Genomic DNA, 18,428 nt, shown 5'->3' with positions numbered 1-18,428 from the left:
CCGCCCGGCCGGTGCGCGGTGCGCACGTGCCGGACGCCGAGGAACCACGGCGTGGGCGAGCACGCCTCGGCCGTCGCCGCTCCCGGCTCCGCCACGGCCACGGTGGCTCGTGGCCACGCCGCGCCGCGGCCGACCGCAGGGGCGACGCCTGCCCTCGGCGCGCCCCCACAACGTACAGCGGACACCCCAGGTGGACGCGGGGTTTTTCGCCGCGCGCGGACGGCTCGGCCGGGATCAGCCGGACGTTTGCGGCCCGCGGCGCTCGGCATCGTCCCCGCCGTTCACGCCCGCGGCGGCGAGGAGGGCGGCGGCGGTCGCGAGGGCGACTCCGCCGAGGCCCTGGCCCTGCATGACGGCCCGGACGCCCGATCCGTCGAAGGCGACGGTCAGCTGGCGCGCGAGGAGCTCGGGGTCCCCGGCTCCGCCGCGCTCCGCCTCCTGCCGGAAGAACGCGGTCAGCGCGTCCTTGCTGCGGCGGGCCACCAGGCTCGCGGGGTGATCCGGCGCCTTCAGTTCGGCGGTCACGGCCACGAAGGGGCAGCCACGGTAGTCCGGGCGCGCGGCCATCTCCTCCAGGCGTTCGAAGACGTGCAGGACGCGATCACGCGGCGGCCGTTCGTCGTCGGGGGGCAGCAGGAACGCCAGGTACGCGGGCGCGCTGCGCTCCAGGCTCGCCGCCAGCACGCCGTCCTTGCTGTCGAAGAGCTGGTACATCGAGCGCTTGGACACCCCGGCCACCCGGCACAGCGCCTCGACACCGACGCCGACGCCCTCGCGGTAGAAGAGCTCGGCCGCGGCGTCGAGCAGTCGGTCGCGGGTCGGTGAACCGGCGGGCGCGGTCGAGGTCGCCTGTGTCATGAGCCCAGCTTACGTTCTCCGCTTGCCTCGCGGAAACCGATCGGTTTACAGTGCGGGCAACGACGAAAACCGATCGGTTTACGATAGGCGCGGCGCGGTGGACGAAACCGCCGCCACCCTTCGGCCGCTCCGTTTCCCCCGCTTCCGGAAGCGGCCCTCCAGAGGAGAAGCTCATGACCAGCATCGACGGCTCCGTGGCACTCGTGACGGGCGGCAGCCGCGGCATAGGCAAGGCCTTCGTGGACGCTCTCTACGAGCGCGGCGCCAGGAAGGTCTACGCGACGGCCCGCGACCCGCGGACGATCACTCACCCCGACGCGGTGCCGCTCGCCCTGGAGGTCACCGACCCCGCGTCGGTCGCGGCCGCCGCCGCGCGGGCCCAGGACGTCACCCTCCTGATCAACAACGCGGGCTCGACGGCCCCCACGTCCTTCCTGAACTCTCCCGTCGAGGACGTACGGCGCGAGTTCGACATCAACTTCTTCGGGCCGCTCCTCACCACCCGGGCCTTCGTTCCGGTCCTGGAGCGCAACGGCGACGGGCACATCCTCACCGTCCACTCGGTGCTGTCGTGGGTCACGGTGCCCGGCGCCGACGGCTACAGCGCCGCCAAGGCCGCCCTGTGGTCCCAGAGCAACGCCCTGCGGCTGGAGCTCCAGCCGCGCGGCATCAAGGTCACCGGGCTGCACGTCGGCTACGTCGACACGGATCTGACCGCGAGCCTCGACGTACCCAAGGTCACCCCGGGCAGTGTCGCCGGGCAGGCGCTCGACGGGATCGAGTGGAACGCCCACGAGGTCCTCGCGGACGCGCTCACCCGCCAGGTCAAGGCCGGCCTCTCCGGTGAGCTGAGCGCCCTGTACCCCCAGCTCTCCGGGGAGCAGCGGTAGCCCGGCGCGGACTTCGGCTCCGGGGAGCAGCGGTTGGACCGGCGCGGACTTCGCCCCCGGGCCGCCCCGCCCCCGGCGGACCCGGCGGGCGAAGACGCCCGGCGACAGGGAAGATGCGCCAGCGGTTCGGCACGGGACGCCAGTTGCGACCGGTGCATGATGAATGCATGGATCTTCGAGTCTTCACAGAACCGCAGCAAGGCGCGACCTACGAGACGCTGCTCCGCGTCGCCAAGGCCGCCGAAGACCTCCATTACGGAGCCTTCTTCCGCTCTGATCACTATGTGCACATGGGATCCGCCGACGGGCTCCCCGGTCCCACCGACGCGTGGATCACCCTGGCCGGCATCGCCCGCGAGACGAGCCGTATCCGCCTGGGTACGTTGATGACCGCCGGAACCTTTCGCCTCCCCGGGGTCCTGGCCATCCAGGTCGCCCAGGTCGACCAGATGTCGGGCGGCCGGGTCGAACTCGGCCTGGGCGCCGGCTGGTACGAGGCCGAGCACACGGCGTACGGCATTCCGTTCCCGAAGGAGAAGTTCGGCCGGCTGGAGGAGCAACTGGCCGTCGTCACCGGGCTGTGGGGCACGCCGGTCGGCGAGCGGTTCACCTTCGACGGGACGTATTACCAGCTCAAGGACTCGCCCGCGCTGCCCAAGCCCGCGCAGTCGAAGGTGCCCGTCCTGATCGGCGGCCACGGCGCCAGGCGGACCCCCGCCCTCGCGGCACGTTTCGCCGACGAGTTCAACATCCCTTTTGCCTCGGTGTCCGACTCGGAGGCGCAGTTCGGGCGGGTGCGCGCGGCGCTGCGGCAGGCCGGGCGCGAGAGCGACGAACTCGTCTACTCCAACGCCCTGGTGGTGTGCGTCGGCCGCACCGACAGCGAGGTGAGGCGACGGGCGGACGCCATCGGCCGCGATGTCGACGAGCTGAAGGCCAACGGGCTCGCGGGCTCCCCGGCGGAGGTCGTCGAGCGGATCGCCCAGTATCAGGCGGTCGGTTCGCGGCGGATGTACCTCCAGATGCTGGACCTCAACGACCTGGACCATCTGGACCTGATCGCCTCCGCGGTGGCACCTCAGCTCGGCTGACCGGCCGGGCACCGCGAGCGGTTCCGGTCGGGTGACTCACCATGACCGGGGCCGGTCCGGCAGAGGAACAGGGTGGCGCCGGACCGTGCGCCGAAGGACGGCGGCACAGACCTTCCCGATCGCCTACCCCGCGGCCGAATCCGGCTCCACCACACGCTTCTCGTCCCGGACAGCGAGGCGTCTCAGCATTTCCAGGACGCGGTCCCGGGACTCGTCCGCCGCGTCGATCGCCTCCATGCACTGCCAGTACGTTCCCTCGTCGTCCGCCGCGCAGGCGATGCCGACCAGGGATATGCCGACCTCGGCGAGGAGGCCGCCGAGACAGAGCAGGGCCTCGCGCGCGTCGCCCAGCTCCGTCAACTGGGCGGCCCGTAAGGCACCGACCCCGAGGGCGTGGTCGCCGAGCACTCCGCAGCCGCGGCCCGCCAGCTCGGTCAACCCCAGTGCCTCGCCCCGGAGTTCAGGGGGTCCGGACACGGCGAGACGGCTGCCGATCGCCTGTGCCAGGGAATGCGCCTGCCACGCCTCCGCCATGACCTCCGGAGTCTCGCCGCTCTCCGCCAGGGCACGTCTGTTCGCCGCGATGAGCCGCACCGCTTCCATGCGCTGCCCCCGTCTGTCAGACGCGCTCTCGCACGTCAACTCGAACTCCCTTGTTCACTACCCAGAGTGAAGTCCCTTGAGACGAAAAGCCAGAGGAAGCCCGAAATCTGTGGACACGGAATCGCATCGGAAGGGTACGACGACTACAGAGAGTGCCGGATTCCGTTTCACGCGGCAGGTGACGGCCGGCCGGTCAGGGCTTCTCCGGCACCGGGAACCGGCGCTCGTTCCGGTCGATCTTCGCGTCGAGGGCCGCGAGCGGGTCGATGCCCAGCACCTCGCAGAACTGGAGCAGATACGCGAGGACGTCCGCGACCTCGTCGGTGACGCGGTGCGCTGTGTCCGCGTCCTGCATCACGCGGGCCGACTCCTCGGGTGTCAACCACTGGAAGATCTCGAGGAGTTCGGACGCCTCCACGCTCAGGGCGGCGACCAGGTTCTTGGGGGTGTGGTACGGCTGCCAGTCCCGCGCGGCCGCGAACTCGGCCAGTCTGCGCTGCAGCGTCGCTACGTCCAGTTCACTCACGGCGTCAGGTCTATCACTCCGCCCCAGGCCGCCGGGGGGCGTCAGGTCCACCCCTGCCCTCCCTTCCCTCACTCCGTCAGATCCACCACCGTGACCCCGGCCGTTCCGAGCGCGTGAGTCCCGTCGCTCACCGTGCCCAGCAGCCGGATGTGTCCCCGTTCGCACATCCGCGCCGCCAGCCGCACCAGTTCCCCGGCCTGGCGGGCGTCCAGTCCACGGCCGAGGCCGTCGGCCAGAACCGTCAGCGACTGGAAGGCGGCCGGCACCTCGCCCGCCGGGTCGACCTCCAGGACTCCGGGCCCGGTGAGCAGCACGAGGGCGAGCGCGAGATACCTCAGCTCGCCGTCCCCGAGCAGCCCCAGCGGCGTACGGACGCCGTCGCCGCGGTCGAGGAGCGCCCGCACGGTGCCGTCGCCGAGCACCTCGGCCAGGACGTCCGTGACCGGTCCGGCGCATCCGGCGCGGACCGCCGCGACCAGGTGTGCGTAGCGGTGAACGCACTCCGACCTTGTGCGCCACAGCACCTCGGCGAGGTTGCCGCAGCCGCGCAGCAGCCGCCCCGAGCCGATCGGAACGGGGGCCCGCATGGAGTCCGGGTCCGGATCACAGACGTAGACGGACCGCAGCGCGAGCACCACCTGCTCGGCCGCGGCCAGGACGTGGCGCTCCCCGGCGGTACGGCCCGCGACCCGCAGAGGCAGCAGCGCGGTGCCGAGGCGGTCGTCGGGGAGCGGGACCCGGGTCACCGACGAGGACCCACCGGTGTGCCAGGCCGCCTGGACGAACGGGCGGCCCGGGTCGCGCAGCGCTGTCTCCAGCAGGGTCCGCCCGCCCGCCGACAACCGCTCGCCCACGACGCGCAGTCGGGGCTCGGCCTGGACTGCGACGTCGAGCCGGACCGGGCCTTCGGGGCCGTCGACCGTGCAGCCGATACGGAAGCCCCGGCGGTGCTGGGCGTCGGGCCGGGACCGCTCGGGCACACAGGCGACCGGGTCCGGGAACACCTCGGGGAGCCCGGCACCGGCGCCGAGCCGCGCCAGCGCCTCGTAGGCCCTGAGGGCGGCCGTCTTGCCGCTGCCGCTGGGGCCGGCGACAAGGGTGAGCGGTCCGAGCGGGAACCGGACGCGGCGGTGGGCGGCGAAGGCGGCGAGCCGCAGCTCGGTGACGCCGGGACGGACCGGGCGCGGCTCCACCGCCGTGGGGGCTTCCGGCGAGGACAGGGTCATATGCCGACGGTAGGCCGCCACGCGGAGGCGAACCGTTACACCCGGGGGACCTTCCTACGATCGGGGGACGGAACCCCCGGTCCCGCGGCCGGGCCCCCTCGGCCAACCGCCCGCCATGCCCGTCGGACCCGTGACCGGACGACGCCCCCGAGGCGGTGGGCCGTCAGAGACCCGGGACGCCGACCCCCTCCATCAGACCCCGCACCTCGGTCCCCGGGGGCGTCAGCAGGAACACGTTCCGGTCGACCCGGTGCATGCCGCTGGCCAGGCCGAAGACCACGCCCGTACTGAAGTCCAGGACCCTCTTGGCGACCTCGGTCTCCGCGCCGGTCAGGTCGAGGAGCACCGGGACGCCGGACATGAGCGTCTCGGCGACATCCCGGGCGTCCGCGAAGACGTTCACCCGCAGGACCACGAAGCGGCGCCGCGTCTCGGTCTCGGCCTCGGGGATCGACCGGTGCCGCACCGCGGACGGCCAGGCGTCGCGGCCGCGCAGCGGAACGACCTGGGCGAGCCCTTCCCACTGTTCATCGGTGACGTCGTGGCCGGTCATCGATCCACCCCGTCCTGGCTCGCACTCGTTGTCTGCACCGGGCAATTCTTACGCATGGTCACCCGTTCGGCCCAACAGCGACACGGTCCGCGACCCGGACCGGGAGCCGACGCGTGGGGCAAGCTACGCATATACGACCGTATCCATCACGCATCTCAGCAAGTGAGGCCTCCCCATGAGCCTGAGCATCCGCAATCAACTCCCCGGCACCGTCACATCCGTCACCCCCGGTGAGGTGATGGCGACGGTGAAGGTCCGGCTCGACGCCGGACAGGAGATCACCGCGGCCGTCACCCTGGAGGCCGTACAGGAACTCGGCCTGGCGCCGGGCTCCGCCGTGCGGGCTCTGGTCAAGTCCACCGAGGTCTCCCTCGCGACCGGCCCGGTGGACGGGCTGAGCATCCGCAACCAACTGCCGGGCACGGTCACCGACGTCGCCTCCGGCGGCGCCATGGCCCGCGTCAAGGTCCGGGTCGCGGGCGGCGAGCTGACCTCGGCGATCACCGGGGACGCGGTCTCCGACCTGGGCCTCGCGGCCGGCTCCGAGGTCGTCGCGCTCATCAAGTCCACCGAGGTGTCCCTGGCCAACGCCTGACGCGCCCGGCCTGCTCTTACTGGCCTCACACCGGACTCTTCACGTCCCGTCGCACCTCGCTCACCTGGGACAACTAGCTTATGGCGTCGTGTACTCGGCAGAAATCACGCCGGCGCCCGTCCGCCGGCAGGCCCCCTCGAAGGTCTCGCCCGGCGAGGCGGTCGCGCGATGGAACCCGGACGAGGCGCCCGCGCAGTGGCACCGCGTCCTGACCCTCCTGGCCGACATCAGCCTGTTCATCGGCACGCGCCCGCTGTGGGCGCAGGCCGCGAGCCACCGGCTCGTCGTGGCCGCGATCGTCTCGCTCTGCTACGCCTCGATCCTGGCGACGGGCGTACTGGCCCTCGTCGTGCGCCGGAGCCGCTCGCTGGCGCGGCTCGACCTCGTCGTCCTGGTGACCGCGGTGACGCTCGTCGTGTGCGGGCTGGTCATGAACCACCGGGGCAGCGACGAGTCGGTCCTCACCGCCCGGGCCGCCCACGAGTTCCTCGCCGGCCACCAGGTGTACGGCCGCCCCTGGCCCTGGCTCTTCGGCCACGGCGTCGCCCTCACCGCGACGATGAACGGCGGTTACGACTTCACGTACGGCTATCCGCCGCTCGCCCCGATGCTCACCGCGCCGTTGCTGTGGGTGGGCCACGGTTCGGCCGCCGCCACGCTGGTCGGCACCGGGGCCGTGATCGCGGGCGCGGTCGTCATGTGGCGGATGCTGCCGGTGCCGTGGCGGTCCGCCGCGACCCTGACCTGTCTCGGATTCGGTCTGCTGCCGACGTACGCGCGGCTCGGCTACCCGGCCGTCCTCGCCTGCGCCCTGCTCATCCCGGTGGTGGTGGGCTGGACACGGATGGGCGGCGGCGGGCGCGGCGACCTCGCGCGGGCGGCCTGCCTCGGGGCGGCCTGCGCGGCGCAGCAACTCCCCTGGTTCCTCACGCCGTTCCTGCTGGCCGGGGTGTACGCGCTGCGCCGCGGCGACCTGGGCGCGCGGGCGGCGGCGATCGCGGTGGGCCGGATCGCCGGCACCGCCGCCGCCACCTGGCTGCTGATCAACTCGTATTTCATCGTCAGCGAGCCGCGCACCTGGCTCTCCGGGATCGCCCTGCCCCTCACCCAGGACGCGGACATCCACGGACAGGGCCTGGTCGGCATCTCGCTGTACCTCACCGACGGCAGCGACCGCCTCGCCTGGTACGCGCACGCGAGCCTGCTGCTGGCGGCGGGTCTGCTGGTGCTGTTCGTGCTGTTCGTGCGGTGGCTGGGGCCGGCGGCGACGGTGCTGCCCTGGTGCGCGTTCTACGCGGCCACGCGCTCGCAGGACGGCTACTACCTGCTGATGACGCCGTTGTGGGTGGCCGCCGCGATCACCGCGCCCTGGCAGTCCTTCCGGACCGCGTGGCAGCCCCGCCCCGCCTTCCTGCGCGGTCCGCACCGGCGCGGGGCCCGGGTGGCCGCGGTCGCCCTGCTGCTGGCCCCGTCGGCGGCGGCGGTGAGCCTGGCGGCCACCGGGTCACCGCCGCTGCGCATGCGGGTCACCGAGGCGCACCGCGCCGCGCATGGCCTGACCGGACTCACGGTCGGCGTCACCAACCTCGGTGCCGCGGCGCTGAGTCCGCATTTCACGCTGACCACCGGCCAGGGCATGAGCCGCTACTGGTCGGTGACCTCCGGCCCCTCCACCCTGGCCGGCCACGCCTTCGGCCGCTACGAACTCCGGCCGCCCGACGGGACGTTCACGCTTCCGCGAGCCGGCGTACGTATGCGTCTGCGAGCCGTCTCGGCAGCGCCGATGACCCTGTCGAGCACGGACCTCCACCTGCCGGCGACCCGTCCCTGAGCACTCCGTCCGGTTCCCTCCCTCTTCTTCCCCTCCCCCTTCCTCTCCCCCTTCTTCTCTCCCTCGCCCCCGTCCGCCTTCTGGTGCCGACGACGCGGGCGTGCTGAAATGACCCGTCCCCCGCCTTCCCTGGGACGGTGACACCCATGTCGGAACCGTCGGATCACTCACACCGGGCTGACTTCTCGCACCGGAAAGGCGTCGCGTTCGTCACGGGCGGCACCGGAGGCATCGGCGCGGAGGTCGTGCGCATCCTCGCCGAGCGAGGCAGTGACGTGGTGTTCACGTACCGCTCCAGCCGGACCGCAGCCGAGGCGCTCGCCGCCGAGATCGCGCGGGAGTTCGCGGAGCCGGACCGCCGAGTACGGGCCCTGCGGCTCGACTTGGGCGAGGAGGGGGCCGTCGCCGCCGCCGTCTCCGAGACGGCCGCTGAGCTCGGCGGACTGCACACCCTCGTCCACGCGGCGGGCCCGCATGTGCCGATGGTGCATCTGAGCAAGGTCACCCCGAGCGAGTTCCGCACCCAACTCGACGCGGACGCGGGCGCGTTCTTCACTCTGGTGCATCCCGCGCTGCCCCTGCTCAGGGAGAGCCGGGGCAGCATCGTCGCCGTCACCACGGTGGCCACGCGCCGGTTCCCGGTACGCGACGGACTCTCCTCGGGGCCGAAAGGGGCGGTCGAGGCGGTCGCCCGCGCCCTGGCCGCCGAGGAAGGGCGCTACGGCGTCCGGGTGAACTGCGTCGGCCCCGGCATGCTGACCGACGGCAACGCGGCCCGTCTCATCGGTTCCGGCGAACTCGACGACACGGCGCTGGAGATCACGCGCCGCAACACCCCGCTGCGCCGCTTCGGCACAGCGCGGGACGTCGCCGAGGCCGTCGCGTTCCTGGCCTCGGACCGCGCGGGCTTCATCACCGGGCAGGCACTGGGGGTGGACGGGGGGTACAGCGTCTGAGCGTCTGCCCGTCTGCCCGTCTGCCCGTCTGCCCGTCTGCCCGTCTGCCCGTCTGCCCGTCTGCCCGTCTGAGGAAGCATCAGGAGCACTGCCCCTGGGACCTGTCCGGTCGAGCGCGGCGAAGGCGCGGGGCCACCAGGCGGCCTCGGCACCGACGCCCACCAGTCGCCGTCAGCACCGGGCCCACCAGTTGCCTTCGGCATCCTCCACCGTGCTCGACCGGACAGGTCCTAGCCGATCTCGACCACGCGGGCCCAGGCCGGCGGCTCGTCCGGTACGTAGTCGGGATCGTCCTCGTCCCAGGAGCCGTCCCCGCGCGGGAAGAGACCCACGACCGTCCGGCACGGGGGCCTCGATTCCGGCCAGGGCGTCTGTCCGTCGGTCAGGACCACCACGACATCGGGGCATGGCCGTGCCTTGAGCGCCGCGGTGAATCCCGAGCGCAGATCCGTACCGCCGCCGCCCAGCAGCGGAATGCCCTCGGCCCGGCACAGGGGTCGCGCGACCCCGGCCGCCGCGTCGCACGAGACCACGGTGACCAGGTCGCGGCGGCCGCCGACGGCACGGGAGATCGCGGAGACCTCCAGCAGGGCGCTGCCCAGTTCCGCGTCGCTGACCGACCCTGAGGTGTCGATGACCACCGACACCCTCGGCGGCCGGCGGCGCAGGCTCGGCAGGACGACACCGGGTACGGAGGCCGAGCGCCGCGACGGCCGGCCGTAGGTGTAGTCCTCCCCCGCGCCGGACCCCGAGGCCGCGGAGCGGACCGCGGCCCCCAGCAACTCCCGCCACGGCTGCGGCGGATGGAAGGCGTCCTCGGCCCACCGTTCCCATCCCGCCGGGCTCCTCCCGGGGCGGGCCTTGATGCCCTGCGCGACCCGGAACCGGACGGCGTCGCGTTCCTGCGCGCTGAGGCCGTGCGCGCCGTCCGGTCCGAGGTCCCACTCCCGTTCGCGTCCGTCGGCGCCGCTGCCGCAGTCCAGCCAGGCCATGGCCGCCGTACGCGGCCCGAGCCGGAACCGGCGCAGATAGTCCTCCATGAGCTGGCCCGACGGCAGGTCCAGGTGCTGCGGCATGACGGCGCCCTCGGGCCGGACGAGCCCTGTCCCGAACGCGTCGTCGTTGATCTCGCAGTCGGCGGCGATGTTCATCCGCAGCCGCTCCGCGGGGCCGGTGAGTCCGTGTTCGCGGGCGAACCGCTCGCTGCGGCCGTGGTGGTCGCGCAGCAGATGCGACACCTCGTGCACCCAGACACCGGCCAGATCCTCCACGGGCGTGCGGTCCACGAACCCGGGCGAGACGTAGCAGCGCCAGTGCCGGTCGACGGCCATCGTCGGCACCCACCGCGACTCGACGGTGTGCAGGGCGAACAGCGCCGTCGCGAGGTAGGGCCGGGCCCGCGCCGCGTGCAGCCGGGCGGCATAGAGCTTCTCCCGGTCCAGAGCCCCTGGCGCGGTCGCCGTCATCGCCGCGCCCCGGCGGCGACGGCGACGCGGGCCGCCGCGTCGTCCGCGCGCCGCGAGATGGCCACCGCTCCGGCCAGCCGCTCGATGGACTCCGGGACGTCCCAGTCCTCCTGGCGCAGCGTCGCGAGGGTGGTCGCGGGAACGACCACCAGGTCCGGGGCGCCGGTGTCCAGCGCCCGCACGAGCAGCGCCCAGGCGGCGTCCCAGCGCGCCCTGTCGGGCCGCTTGCGGACCGCGGCCACCACGCCGTCGAGGACGGCCTGGCGCAGATCCCCCCGCTCGGGCAGGACGGCGCCCGCCGGGTCGGCGAGCAGGGTCTCGGGGTCGGGCAGGTCCATACGGTCCACGCTCGCCAGCAGTTCCAGTCCCGGGCCGTCGCCCACGGCGCCTCTGACCAGCAGGGAGAGCACTTCCCGTGAGGAACCGGCCGCGTGCGCGAAGGCGACGAGCCGCACGGTCGTCTCCCAGCTCCGGGGCGAGGGCCAGGCGCCGCCCCGGCGGGTCTCGCTGCTGGGCAGCCGGTGGACCAGTCCGGGGCGGGCGGCGAGGAGGCCGCACACCGCGCGGCGGGCGAAGTCCACGGCCTCGGGGAGCCGGTGCGGGTCGAGCCGTGGCAGGGTCGCGCGGGGCCAGGTGCCACCGAGCCCGCGTACGACGACGTCGTGGTCGTGGGCCCACTGGAGATGGACGAACCGGTTGGCGAGCGGCGGGCTCAGTTCCCAGCCGTCGGCCGCCGAGGAGCGCGGGTTCGCCGCGGCCACGATCCTTACCCCGGGGGGCAGTTGAAGGGATCCGATGCGTCGTTCCAGGACGAGACGGAGCAGGGCGGCCTGAACTGCCGGGGGCGCGGTGGACAGTTCGTCCAGGAACAGCAGGCCGCGGCCGGCGCGTACGAGGCGCACCGCCCAGTCCGGCGGGGCCATGGGCACGCCCTGCTCGGCGGGGTCGTCGCCGAGGACGGGCAGCCCCGAGAAGTCGGAGGGCTCGTGAACACTGGCGATCACTGTGGTCAGGGGCAGGTCCAGGGTCTCGGCGAGCTGGGTCAGGGCCGCGGTCTTGCCGATCCCCGGCTCACCCCACAGGAGTACGGGCAGGTCGGCGGCGACGGCGAGGGTCAGTGCCTCCAGCTGGCTGTCGGGACGTGGCTCGGTACCGGTGGCGCGGAGCAGGGCCGACAGGGCGTCGGCCACGTCGAGTTGGGTGACGCCGGAATGATCGACGCGGGCGTCGGCCAGGGCGGGCTCGGTGCCGCCGGCCACGTCGGGACGGGCGTCGGCCATGTCGAGGCGGACGGTGCGGGCCGGGTCGGCGACGGTGGAGGCTTCGGCGAGCGTGCTGTTTGCGGGCATGTCTGATCACCTTTGGGTTCGAGAACGGGCCGCCTGTGCGCGGGGGTTGTCCCCCGGGGCGGTCAACTGGCTTTGGACGGACGGTCGGCGGCCGACGATCGGTCAGCGGCCGGGAACGGTCAGCGGCCGGCCGTTTCACGCGGGTGGGAGCGGTGCCCGCGGGGCCGGGCGGGCCCCGGGAGGAGAGGTTCGGGTCCGGGACCGGTCAGCCCCGCCCTGAACAGTCCGTAGGTGAGGCGCCGCAGCGCGGCGGCCCGGAGTTCGTCACGCAGGGCGCCGCCGCGCAGCACCGCCTCGGGGCCCAGCAGCCCCTCGACTACGGCGAGCGCACCGGCGGTGTCGCCGTGGCGCAGCCGTTCACGGACGCCGGAGAGGTCCTGCGGCTGCCGGTGCGTGTCGTCGATGGCCCGGAGGCAGGGAAGGGGTGTGCCGGTCAGGGCGACCAGCAGCTCTTCCCGGCGGATCTCGGCCGGATCGTGGTCGAGCGGCACGAGGACGCCGTCGACCAGGCCGATCCGGTGCCGGGCTCCCCGGCATTCCACCAGGCGTGGCGCTCCCGCCGGGTCCGTGTTCCCGCGGGACCCGGCGGGCGTGTGGTCCGGTACGAGCGCCGAGGCGACCAGCGGATGCAGCCCCTCGGGCCCGATGACCCCGGCGCGGATCAGTGCCAGGTCGGGCAGCACCCAGGTCGCGGCGTCGGGCAGCACCGGTACCGCGAGGTCGACGCCGCCCCCGCCGACGGGCACGGCGGTGATCCGCAGTGGGGGCGGACCGACGCGTGCCGGGCCCGCGGGCAACTCCAGGAGCAGCCGACGGCGGGCCCCGAGCCACACCGTGACCGTGCCGGCCCCGCGCCCTTCGTCGCGCAGCAGGATCGCCGCCTCGTCCGCCCACCGGCCGACGGCGCAGCCGAGGTCCCCGGGCACCGGCCCCGGTGGATCCGCGCTTCCCCGGCGGGTCTCGTCCGTCGGCAGGTCGGCCCCGGAACGGACCCGCAGCTCATCGGTCCTGCGGGTGTCCCACAGGTGGCGGTGCAGATCCAGGCGGTACCGGCGGCTGGGGTGGGGGTGCGGATGGCGGCGGGCACCGGTGTCGAAGGAGAAGCGGTCGCGGGAGCCGCCGGGAGCTCCGTCCCAGAGCGCGAGGCTGATCCGCTGGCCGCCGTCCGCCCAGGCCGGCGGAGTACGGACCACGAGGTGCACAGGCCGTACGGGACGCACGCCGTCACGCGCGGCACGGTCGTACCGGGCCAGCGTGATGGTGAGGCCGGGACGCAGCAGTCCGTCGGGGGCGACTCTCGGCATGTGCCAGCGCAGCAGGTCTGGAGCCAAATGGCGTAGATCGCGGCGGATCCGGGACGCGAGTTCGCTGCCGTGCGTACGTGCCAGCGAACGCAGATCGAAGTCGGTGTCGACGCCGGCGGCGGCGCAGGCCCCCGCCCAGTCCCCGTGGCGGCGGCGGGCGGTCGCGGTCTCGATCATGGTGGGCGGCACGGCGAAGTCCCGCACGCGCGGCCAGAAGGAGAGGAGGGAATCCTCGTACGCGGTCGAAGTGAGCATCAGCACTCACCTTGCGCGGACGGGTCCCCCCATCTGATTGCGGAGGAAGTCATCATCGCGGGGAGCGTAACCCGGCCCCGACGATCTGTCAGGTGCTTTTCGGCCGCGGCCCACCCGGCGCCCGGCACCCCGCCGGCAGACGCCGGACCGGCCACGAACGCCAGCGGACGGACCGGCCATGGACATGGGCGGACGCCGACGAACACCGGTGGGTCAGGCCGGGCTCTTGGCCGCGGGTCCCGCCGTCGGCTCGCCGCCGGCGTCGATCAGGTGCGGGGTGCCGTCGTCGTCGAGGAACTCGACCACCGCCAGGGCCAGCAGGGCCAGTACCGCGATCCAGACGGTGACCACGGCCGTGGGGTAGTTCCAGACCAGCAGGACGACGGCTGCGACCGCGACCACGGTCCAGTTGAGCCACGTCTTGACCCGGTGGACCCACGCGCCGACCGCGCCGAGTTCGACCCCGGTCGCCGTCCGCACGGCACCGATACCGCCGGTCCAGGCGGCGTGGACCCGCTTGGCCGCCCGGCCGCCGCCGGTCAGCCAGGCCGCCAGGGCCACGATGATGCCGAGGGTGATGATCAGGCGTACCGACGTCCGCAGGTAGCGCACCAGGGTGTCGAAGACCGACCCGGCGGCGGGCTGGGAGACGGCCGCCGGGAGACCGTCGAGATAGATCGCCCGGAAGATCCACAGCGCGAGGCCGAGGACCGCCGCCCCGCCCGCCACCAGGAGCGCCGCCGTGACGAGGGCACGACGTCTGCGTACGGCGAGCAGTACACCACCGGCCGCCAGCAGCAGGGTCAGGACCGGCAGCCAGAACCCGACGAGCTGGAGCAGTCGGTAGATCTTCTTGGCCTTGCCGATGGAGTCGGAGGTCAGCACGGTGAAGTTCGTGTGGATCTGGGGGATCTTCGCGGCGATGGCGAGCCCCTGGTCGACGAGCGACTGCTTGACCTGGTCGATGACGGGGGCGAGGTCGATGACCACGGCGTCGTCGGTGAGCTTCACCGCTCCGCCGCCGCTTCCGGTCAGCGCCTTGTCCACGGCGGCGTGCGCTCTCCGGTTCAGCTCGGTCCACAGGGTGGCGAACGCGTCGCTGCTGACGAACCTCAGCGCCACGGTGTGCACGAAGTCGGTGAGGCCGCTGGTGATCGGACCGCTCAGCGGGCCGATCGCCTTGGTCAGTGCGGGCCGGTCGGCGGGGGCGACGGATTCGAGCAGCGACTGGACGTCGACGTGTTGCATCACCGCGTCGGTCACCCGTTTGGCGACGGCGTCCTGGACGTCCGGGTCGGAGGCGAGCGGCTTCATGGTGGACACGTACCGGTCGGTGTTGCCGATCAGATCGCTCGACCAGGCCGCCACGGCACTCAGGGGGGTGAGCAGGGCGGCGAGGAGGACCAGCACGACAGCGAAGGTCGACCGGACGCGGTGGTGCTCGCGTCTCGGCCCGCGTCGCTCCAGTTCGGCGACCCGGGCCCGCAGTTCGGCGATCTCCTGCCCGTGCGCGCCGCCCTCGCCGGCACCGCTCGCGCCGCCGCTCACGTCTCCGGTGCTCACGTCGTCTCCGGATCGTCGACGGTGCCCGCGGCACCGCGCGCGGGCACGCCCGCTCGCGTCCGGTCGATCACGTCATCCATGGCGTGTCTCGTTCCGCTCGGTCCGGTTCGTGGGTTCGACGGCACTGGGACGGCCCCCTTCTCGGCGGCGTTCGCCCGGCGGCGGGCCGGAGAAGGGCGCGTCAGCGCGGGCGGTCGGGCCGGTACGTGGCCAGCGCCCAGATGATGAAGACGTCGATGGCCAGCAGGATGACCGACCAGATCGGCGCGTACGGCAGGAACATGAACTGGAAGAGCATGCTCAGCGAGGCCAGCACGATGCCGGTGATCCGGGCCCACCCGGCGTCCTTGAGGATCCCCCAGCCGGTGACGACGGCGATCGCGCCGAGGATCAGCAGGATCCAGCCCCAGCCGGTGAGATTGATGCGGTAGACGTAGTCGTTCACGCGCGCGTAGACATCGTCCTTGGCGATCGCGGAGATGCCCTGGAGGATGTTGAGGCCGCCGTTCACCAGCAGGAGGACGCCCGCGAAGGTGACTCCGCCCTCCGCCCAGCCACTGCTGCCCGAGGGCGGCGGCCCCATGCCTCCCGCGGCGGGAGCGGCTCCGGACCACTGGTCTCCCCACAGCGGCATGTCTCCGCCACTGGGCTGGGATCCCGTGCCACCACCGGGCGGGGGGCCCTGAGGTCTCGAAGAATCCTGGCTCATGCTCGACCACCTCGCTGCGCTGTCGACCGCCGGCCGTCCCCGTGCCGGAAGCATCGGGGAGTTCGAGCGTCCGCCCGCCGCTCCCCCGCCGCCACGGGGGCTCCGCCGATCGGGTGACGGTCCCGACGGCCGTCGGAGCCGCGCGGCGCACGACGTGGTCGCCGGGCCGCGCGGCGCACGACGCAGGGCCGGTGCCGCGCGGCGCACGACGCAGGGCCAGTGCCGCGCGGCACCGGCCCTGCGCCAAGACAGAGGCAGAAGCAGAGGTAGAGACAGCGACCGAGACAGAGACAGCGGTCCCCGGAACTACTCGGCGATCACCGCGTTCTCCTCCGCCACGAGGGCCAGCGCGCGCCCCAGCGTCGTGAGCCGCTCGTCCAGGGTTTCGCCCGCGGGGTAGAGGCGGACGGTGTCGACGCCCGCCGCGCGCCAGACGCGGAGCCGTTCGCGGACCATGTCCTCGGTGCCGATCAGGGTGGTTCCGAGGACCATCTCGTCGGTCACGAGCCCGGCGGCGCCGTCCCGGTCCCCGGCCTGCCAGCGCTCATGGATCTCGGCGGCGATCTCCGCCCAGCCCTGCCTGCTGTAGGCGGCGTTGTAGAAGTTGGTGGTGGCGGAGCCCATGCCGCCCAGGCTGAAGGCGAGTTCCTTCTTCCGGCCCGCGACCATGGCACGCAGCGCGTCCTCGTCCTCCGCGAAGGCGACTTCGGCACCCTGGCAGATGTCGAGGTCGGCGCGGCCGCGGCCCGCCGCCGCGAGGCCCGCGTCCAGGTGGTCGAAGTACGCCTCCTTGGCGCCCTCGGGCACGAAACTGGTGCCCAGCCAGCCGTCGGCGATCTCGCCCGTCAGGTGCAGCATCTTCGGCGAGAGCGTGGCGAGATAGATGGGCAGCTCGTGCTCGGCCCGCACGGACATCCGCATGGGCCGCGCCTCCCCGCCCGGCAGCGGAATGGTGAACTCCCGCCCCTCGTACGAGAGTTTCTCCCCGGCGACCGCCTGCCGGACGATCTCCACGGTTTCCCGCATCCGGGACAGCGGGCGCGCGAACGGCACGCCGTGCAGCCCCTCGATCACCTGGGGGCCGGACGGTCCGAGACCGAGGAGGAAGCGTCCGTCGGAGATGTTGGAGAGCGTGATCGCGGCACGGGCGATGGCCGCCGGGGTGCGGGTCCCGAGCTGGATGATCCCGGAGCCGAGCAGCAACCGTTCGGTCCGTGCCGCCAAGTAGCCCAGTGGAGAAGGGGCTTCGGATCCCCAGGCCTCCGCGACCCAGCAGATGTCCATCCCGAGCTTCTCGGCCTCGACCACGAAGTCGACGGTCTCCCGCCAGTCGCCCGCCGACGCTTCGATCGTCGTGGAGGTACGCATCACGCACCCGCCCCTTCCGCGCTCTCGGCCAGCTTCCTGATCGCCTCGACGGTGTCCGTCATGCTCCGCTCGAACTCCCGCAGCCGTACGAACACGATCTTCTGCTCCTTCTCCGGCATCCGGTCGATCGCGAAGGACAGCCCCGAACGGCCCGGCCCCATCCGCATCCACTGGGTCAGCTCCGTGCCGCCGTCCGCCTCCTCCAGTCCGAACCGCCATACGGCGCTGGGGTGTTCGGGGTCCGCCACGGCCCAGGCGAAGGCCCGGAGCGGCTCGCACTCGACCACGTACGAGGTGGTCTCCCACTCCCCCAGCGACTCATGCCGGCTGCGCCCCACGAAACGGGCGCCGACGCACGGCTCCGTCACGTCGTCGAGCCACGCGACCGACTGCAGCTCCGCGCTCAGGTCCGGCATCAGCCGGATGTCGGAGACGAGGTCCCACACCCGCCGCGGTGGAGCCTCGATCCGTGTCCGCACCTCGACGGTCGGCTGGTCCGCATAGCGGGCACCCGTCCACTCCATGAGTCTCCGGCCTTCCTCTCGTCCCCCAGGAAGCTCACCCCTAGGGCTCTGACCTTGAGAGTTGCGTAGATAGACTGACATGTCAAGGAAATCGCTCCCGACACACAGGCCGGGAGCGAAAGCCGAAGCGGAAGCGGGATCCGCAGCGGAACCCGAAGCGGAAGCCGCAGTCGCGCCCGCGCTCAGGCGGTGAAGCGGCTTCGGATGTCCGGGCGCTCGGCGAGGTGGGGCGGGTAACCGGGGCCGAGCCGCGGACGGGTGTCCTCGGCCGTCATCGGCTCACCGCAGTCGGCGCAGACGACCGCGGCCTCGCTCTCGTGCCCACAGCGGTCGTGGTGGAAGACGACAGGGGGCCCCTGCTCACCGCTGAGCCAGCGGTTGCCCCAGCTGTTCATCGCGGCCAGCACCCCGAAGAAGTCGCGGCCCATCTCCGTGAGCACGTAGTCGTACCGCACCGGATCCTGCTGATAGGCCCGCTTCTCCATGAGCCCCTCGTCGACCAGCCGACGGAGCCGGTCGGTCAGCGTGTTGCGCGCGATGCCCAGCTCCTGCTGGAACGCGTCGAACCGCTTGATCCCGTAGAACGCCTCCCGCAGCACCAGGGGCGTCCACCAGTCGCCGAGCAGATCCATCGTTCGCGCGATGGAACAGGGCCAGTTCGCAAAAGAAGTCCGCCTCACACACCCAGCATACGAGGGTCTCGGAAATGGACCCAGCAGCTCGCGCCTGGTGCGTCGCCGGTGAGCGCGGCAAAACCGGAC

The 18,428-nt window shown here is 72.8% G+C and carries 18 protein-coding genes; 5 read left to right on the top strand and 13 right to left on the bottom strand.

Going from position 1 to position 18,428, the window contains the following annotated elements:
* Window positions 1–234 precede the first annotated feature (234 nt).
* Window positions 235–858, bottom strand: a complete 624-nt coding sequence (locus OG485_RS31735; RefSeq protein WP_328672009.1) for a TetR/AcrR family transcriptional regulator — start codon at window positions 856–858, stop codon at window positions 235–237.
* A 173-nt stretch (window positions 859–1,031) separates the two neighbouring features.
* Between OG485_RS31735 and OG485_RS31730 the strand changes: the two genes are divergently transcribed.
* A complete protein-coding gene (locus OG485_RS31730; RefSeq protein WP_328672008.1) occupies window positions 1,032–1,748 on the top strand; it encodes an SDR family oxidoreductase in 717 nt (238 codons plus the stop codon).
* Window positions 1,749–1,915: 167 nt separating this feature from the next.
* Window positions 1,916–2,839 (top strand): LLM class F420-dependent oxidoreductase, encoded by a 924-nt coding sequence (locus OG485_RS31725; RefSeq protein WP_328672007.1) that lies wholly within the window; start codon window positions 1,916–1,918, stop codon window positions 2,837–2,839.
* 123 nt (window positions 2,840–2,962) lie between these two features.
* Here OG485_RS31725 and OG485_RS31720 read toward each other — a convergent pair whose 3' ends face one another.
* The 4 genes from OG485_RS31720 to OG485_RS31705 form a co-directional block, all read right to left on the bottom strand.
* Window positions 2,963–3,442 carry a DUF6099 family protein gene (locus OG485_RS31720; RefSeq protein ID WP_328672006.1) on the bottom strand — a complete coding sequence of 160 codons (480 nt, stop codon included), beginning with the start codon at window positions 3,440–3,442 and terminating at the stop codon, window positions 2,963–2,965.
* 193 nt (window positions 3,443–3,635) lie between these two features.
* Window positions 3,636–3,968, bottom strand: a complete 333-nt coding sequence (locus OG485_RS31715; RefSeq protein WP_328672005.1) for a nucleotide pyrophosphohydrolase — start codon at window positions 3,966–3,968, stop codon at window positions 3,636–3,638.
* A gap of 68 nt (window positions 3,969–4,036) precedes the next feature.
* Window positions 4,037–5,194: an AAA family ATPase gene (locus tag OG485_RS31710; protein ID WP_328672004.1), complete on the bottom strand. Its 1,158-nt coding sequence runs from the start codon at window positions 5,192–5,194 to the stop codon at window positions 4,037–4,039.
* A 163-nt stretch (window positions 5,195–5,357) separates the two neighbouring features.
* Window positions 5,358–5,747, bottom strand: coding sequence for a cell division protein SepF (locus OG485_RS31705; RefSeq protein ID WP_326785018.1), 390 nt, complete (start codon window positions 5,745–5,747; stop codon window positions 5,358–5,360).
* A 175-nt stretch (window positions 5,748–5,922) separates the two neighbouring features.
* Between OG485_RS31705 and OG485_RS31700 the strand changes: the two genes are divergently transcribed.
* The 3 genes from OG485_RS31700 (at window position 5,923) to OG485_RS31690 (ending at window position 9,129) form a co-directional block, all read left to right on the top strand.
* Window positions 5,923–6,342: a TOBE domain-containing protein gene (locus tag OG485_RS31700; RefSeq protein ID WP_328672003.1), complete on the top strand. Its 420-nt coding sequence runs from the start codon at window positions 5,923–5,925 to the stop codon at window positions 6,340–6,342.
* Window positions 6,343–6,430: 88 nt separating this feature from the next.
* Entirely contained in the window at window positions 6,431–8,173 is a 1,743-nt protein-coding gene (locus tag OG485_RS31695) for a hypothetical protein (protein ID WP_443048793.1), read from the top strand.
* Window positions 8,174–8,319: 146 nt separating this feature from the next.
* The gene (locus tag OG485_RS31690) at window positions 8,320–9,129 is read left to right on the top strand and encodes an SDR family NAD(P)-dependent oxidoreductase (protein ID WP_328672002.1); all 810 of its coding nucleotides are present in this window, start codon (window positions 8,320–8,322) and stop codon (window positions 9,127–9,129) included.
* A 230-nt stretch (window positions 9,130–9,359) separates the two neighbouring features.
* Here the strand turns inward: OG485_RS31690 and OG485_RS31685 are convergent, their stop codons facing one another.
* From OG485_RS31685 to OG485_RS31650, 8 genes are all read right to left on the bottom strand, one after another.
* A complete protein-coding gene (locus OG485_RS31685) occupies window positions 9,360–10,595 on the bottom strand; it encodes a vWA domain-containing protein (protein ID WP_328672001.1) in 1,236 nt (411 codons plus the stop codon).
* Entirely contained in the window at window positions 10,592–11,944 is a 1,353-nt protein-coding gene (locus tag OG485_RS31680) for an AAA family ATPase (protein ID WP_328672000.1), read from the bottom strand. The genes OG485_RS31685 and OG485_RS31680 overlap by 4 nt, the downstream gene beginning before the upstream one ends.
* A gap of 119 nt (window positions 11,945–12,063) precedes the next feature.
* The gene (locus tag OG485_RS31675; RefSeq protein WP_328671999.1) at window positions 12,064–13,503 is read right to left on the bottom strand and encodes a hypothetical protein; all 1,440 of its coding nucleotides are present in this window, start codon (window positions 13,501–13,503) and stop codon (window positions 12,064–12,066) included.
* Between the two features lie 213 nt (window positions 13,504–13,716).
* Complete coding sequence (locus OG485_RS31670; RefSeq protein WP_328671998.1) at window positions 13,717–15,066, bottom strand: hypothetical protein; 1,350 nt, start codon at window positions 15,064–15,066, stop codon at window positions 13,717–13,719.
* Window positions 15,067–15,247: 181 nt separating this feature from the next.
* Complete coding sequence (locus OG485_RS31665; protein WP_328671997.1) at window positions 15,248–15,700, bottom strand: DUF7144 family membrane protein; 453 nt, start codon at window positions 15,698–15,700, stop codon at window positions 15,248–15,250.
* A 381-nt stretch (window positions 15,701–16,081) separates the two neighbouring features.
* Window positions 16,082–17,143 (bottom strand): LLM class flavin-dependent oxidoreductase, encoded by a 1,062-nt coding sequence (locus tag OG485_RS31660; RefSeq protein WP_328671996.1) that lies wholly within the window; start codon window positions 17,141–17,143, stop codon window positions 16,082–16,084.
* Window positions 17,143–17,667 carry an SRPBCC family protein gene (locus tag OG485_RS31655; protein WP_328671995.1) on the bottom strand — a complete coding sequence of 175 codons (525 nt, stop codon included), beginning with the start codon at window positions 17,665–17,667 and terminating at the stop codon, window positions 17,143–17,145. Before OG485_RS31655 ends, OG485_RS31660 begins: the two co-directional genes overlap by 1 nt.
* Before the next feature lie 182 nt (window positions 17,668–17,849).
* The gene (locus OG485_RS31650) at window positions 17,850–18,299 is read right to left on the bottom strand and encodes a winged helix-turn-helix transcriptional regulator (protein ID WP_328671994.1); all 450 of its coding nucleotides are present in this window, start codon (window positions 18,297–18,299) and stop codon (window positions 17,850–17,852) included.
* Window positions 18,300–18,428: the final 129 nt, after the last annotated feature.

Origin of the sequence: Streptomyces sp. NBC_00328, from assembly GCF_036139655.1 — a bacterium.
Classification (GTDB): domain Bacteria; phylum Actinomycetota; class Actinomycetes; order Streptomycetales; family Streptomycetaceae; genus Streptomyces.
This window is presented reverse-complemented; position numbering and strand designations above follow the sequence as displayed.

Excerpts from the sequence above, each read along its gene's own strand:
- OG485_RS31700 (WP_328672003.1), top strand. The coding sequence starts at position 5,923 with ATGAGCCTGAGCATCCGCAATCAACTCCCCGGCACCGTCACATCCGTC.
- OG485_RS31655 (WP_328671995.1), bottom strand. The coding sequence starts at position 17,667 with ATGGAGTGGACGGGTGCCCGCTATGCGGACCAGCCGACCGTCGAGGTG.
- OG485_RS31705 (WP_326785018.1), bottom strand. The coding sequence starts at position 5,747 with ATGACCGGCCACGACGTCACCGATGAACAGTGGGAAGGGCTCGCCCAG.
- OG485_RS31720 (WP_328672006.1), bottom strand. The coding sequence starts at position 3,442 with ATGGAAGCGGTGCGGCTCATCGCGGCGAACAGACGTGCCCTGGCGGAG.
- OG485_RS31665 (WP_328671997.1), bottom strand. The coding sequence starts at position 15,700 with ATGCCGCTGTGGGGAGACCAGTGGTCCGGAGCCGCTCCCGCCGCGGGA.
- OG485_RS31735 (WP_328672009.1), bottom strand. The coding sequence starts at position 858 with ATGACACAGGCGACCTCGACCGCGCCCGCCGGTTCACCGACCCGCGAC.
- OG485_RS31690 (WP_328672002.1), top strand. The coding sequence starts at position 8,320 with ATGTCGGAACCGTCGGATCACTCACACCGGGCTGACTTCTCGCACCGG.
- OG485_RS31730 (WP_328672008.1), top strand. The coding sequence starts at position 1,032 with ATGACCAGCATCGACGGCTCCGTGGCACTCGTGACGGGCGGCAGCCGC.
- OG485_RS31660 (WP_328671996.1), bottom strand. The coding sequence starts at position 17,143 with ATGCGTACCTCCACGACGATCGAAGCGTCGGCGGGCGACTGGCGGGAG.
- OG485_RS31710 (WP_328672004.1), bottom strand. The coding sequence starts at position 5,194 with ATGACCCTGTCCTCGCCGGAAGCCCCCACGGCGGTGGAGCCGCGCCCG.
- OG485_RS31685 (WP_328672001.1), bottom strand. The coding sequence starts at position 10,595 with ATGACGGCGACCGCGCCAGGGGCTCTGGACCGGGAGAAGCTCTATGCC.
- OG485_RS31725 (WP_328672007.1), top strand. The coding sequence starts at position 1,916 with ATGGATCTTCGAGTCTTCACAGAACCGCAGCAAGGCGCGACCTACGAG.
- OG485_RS31680 (WP_328672000.1), bottom strand. The coding sequence starts at position 11,944 with ATGCCCGCAAACAGCACGCTCGCCGAAGCCTCCACCGTCGCCGACCCG.
- OG485_RS31650 (WP_328671994.1), bottom strand. The coding sequence starts at position 18,299 with ATGGATCTGCTCGGCGACTGGTGGACGCCCCTGGTGCTGCGGGAGGCG.
- OG485_RS31675 (WP_328671999.1), bottom strand. The coding sequence starts at position 13,503 with ATGCTCACTTCGACCGCGTACGAGGATTCCCTCCTCTCCTTCTGGCCG.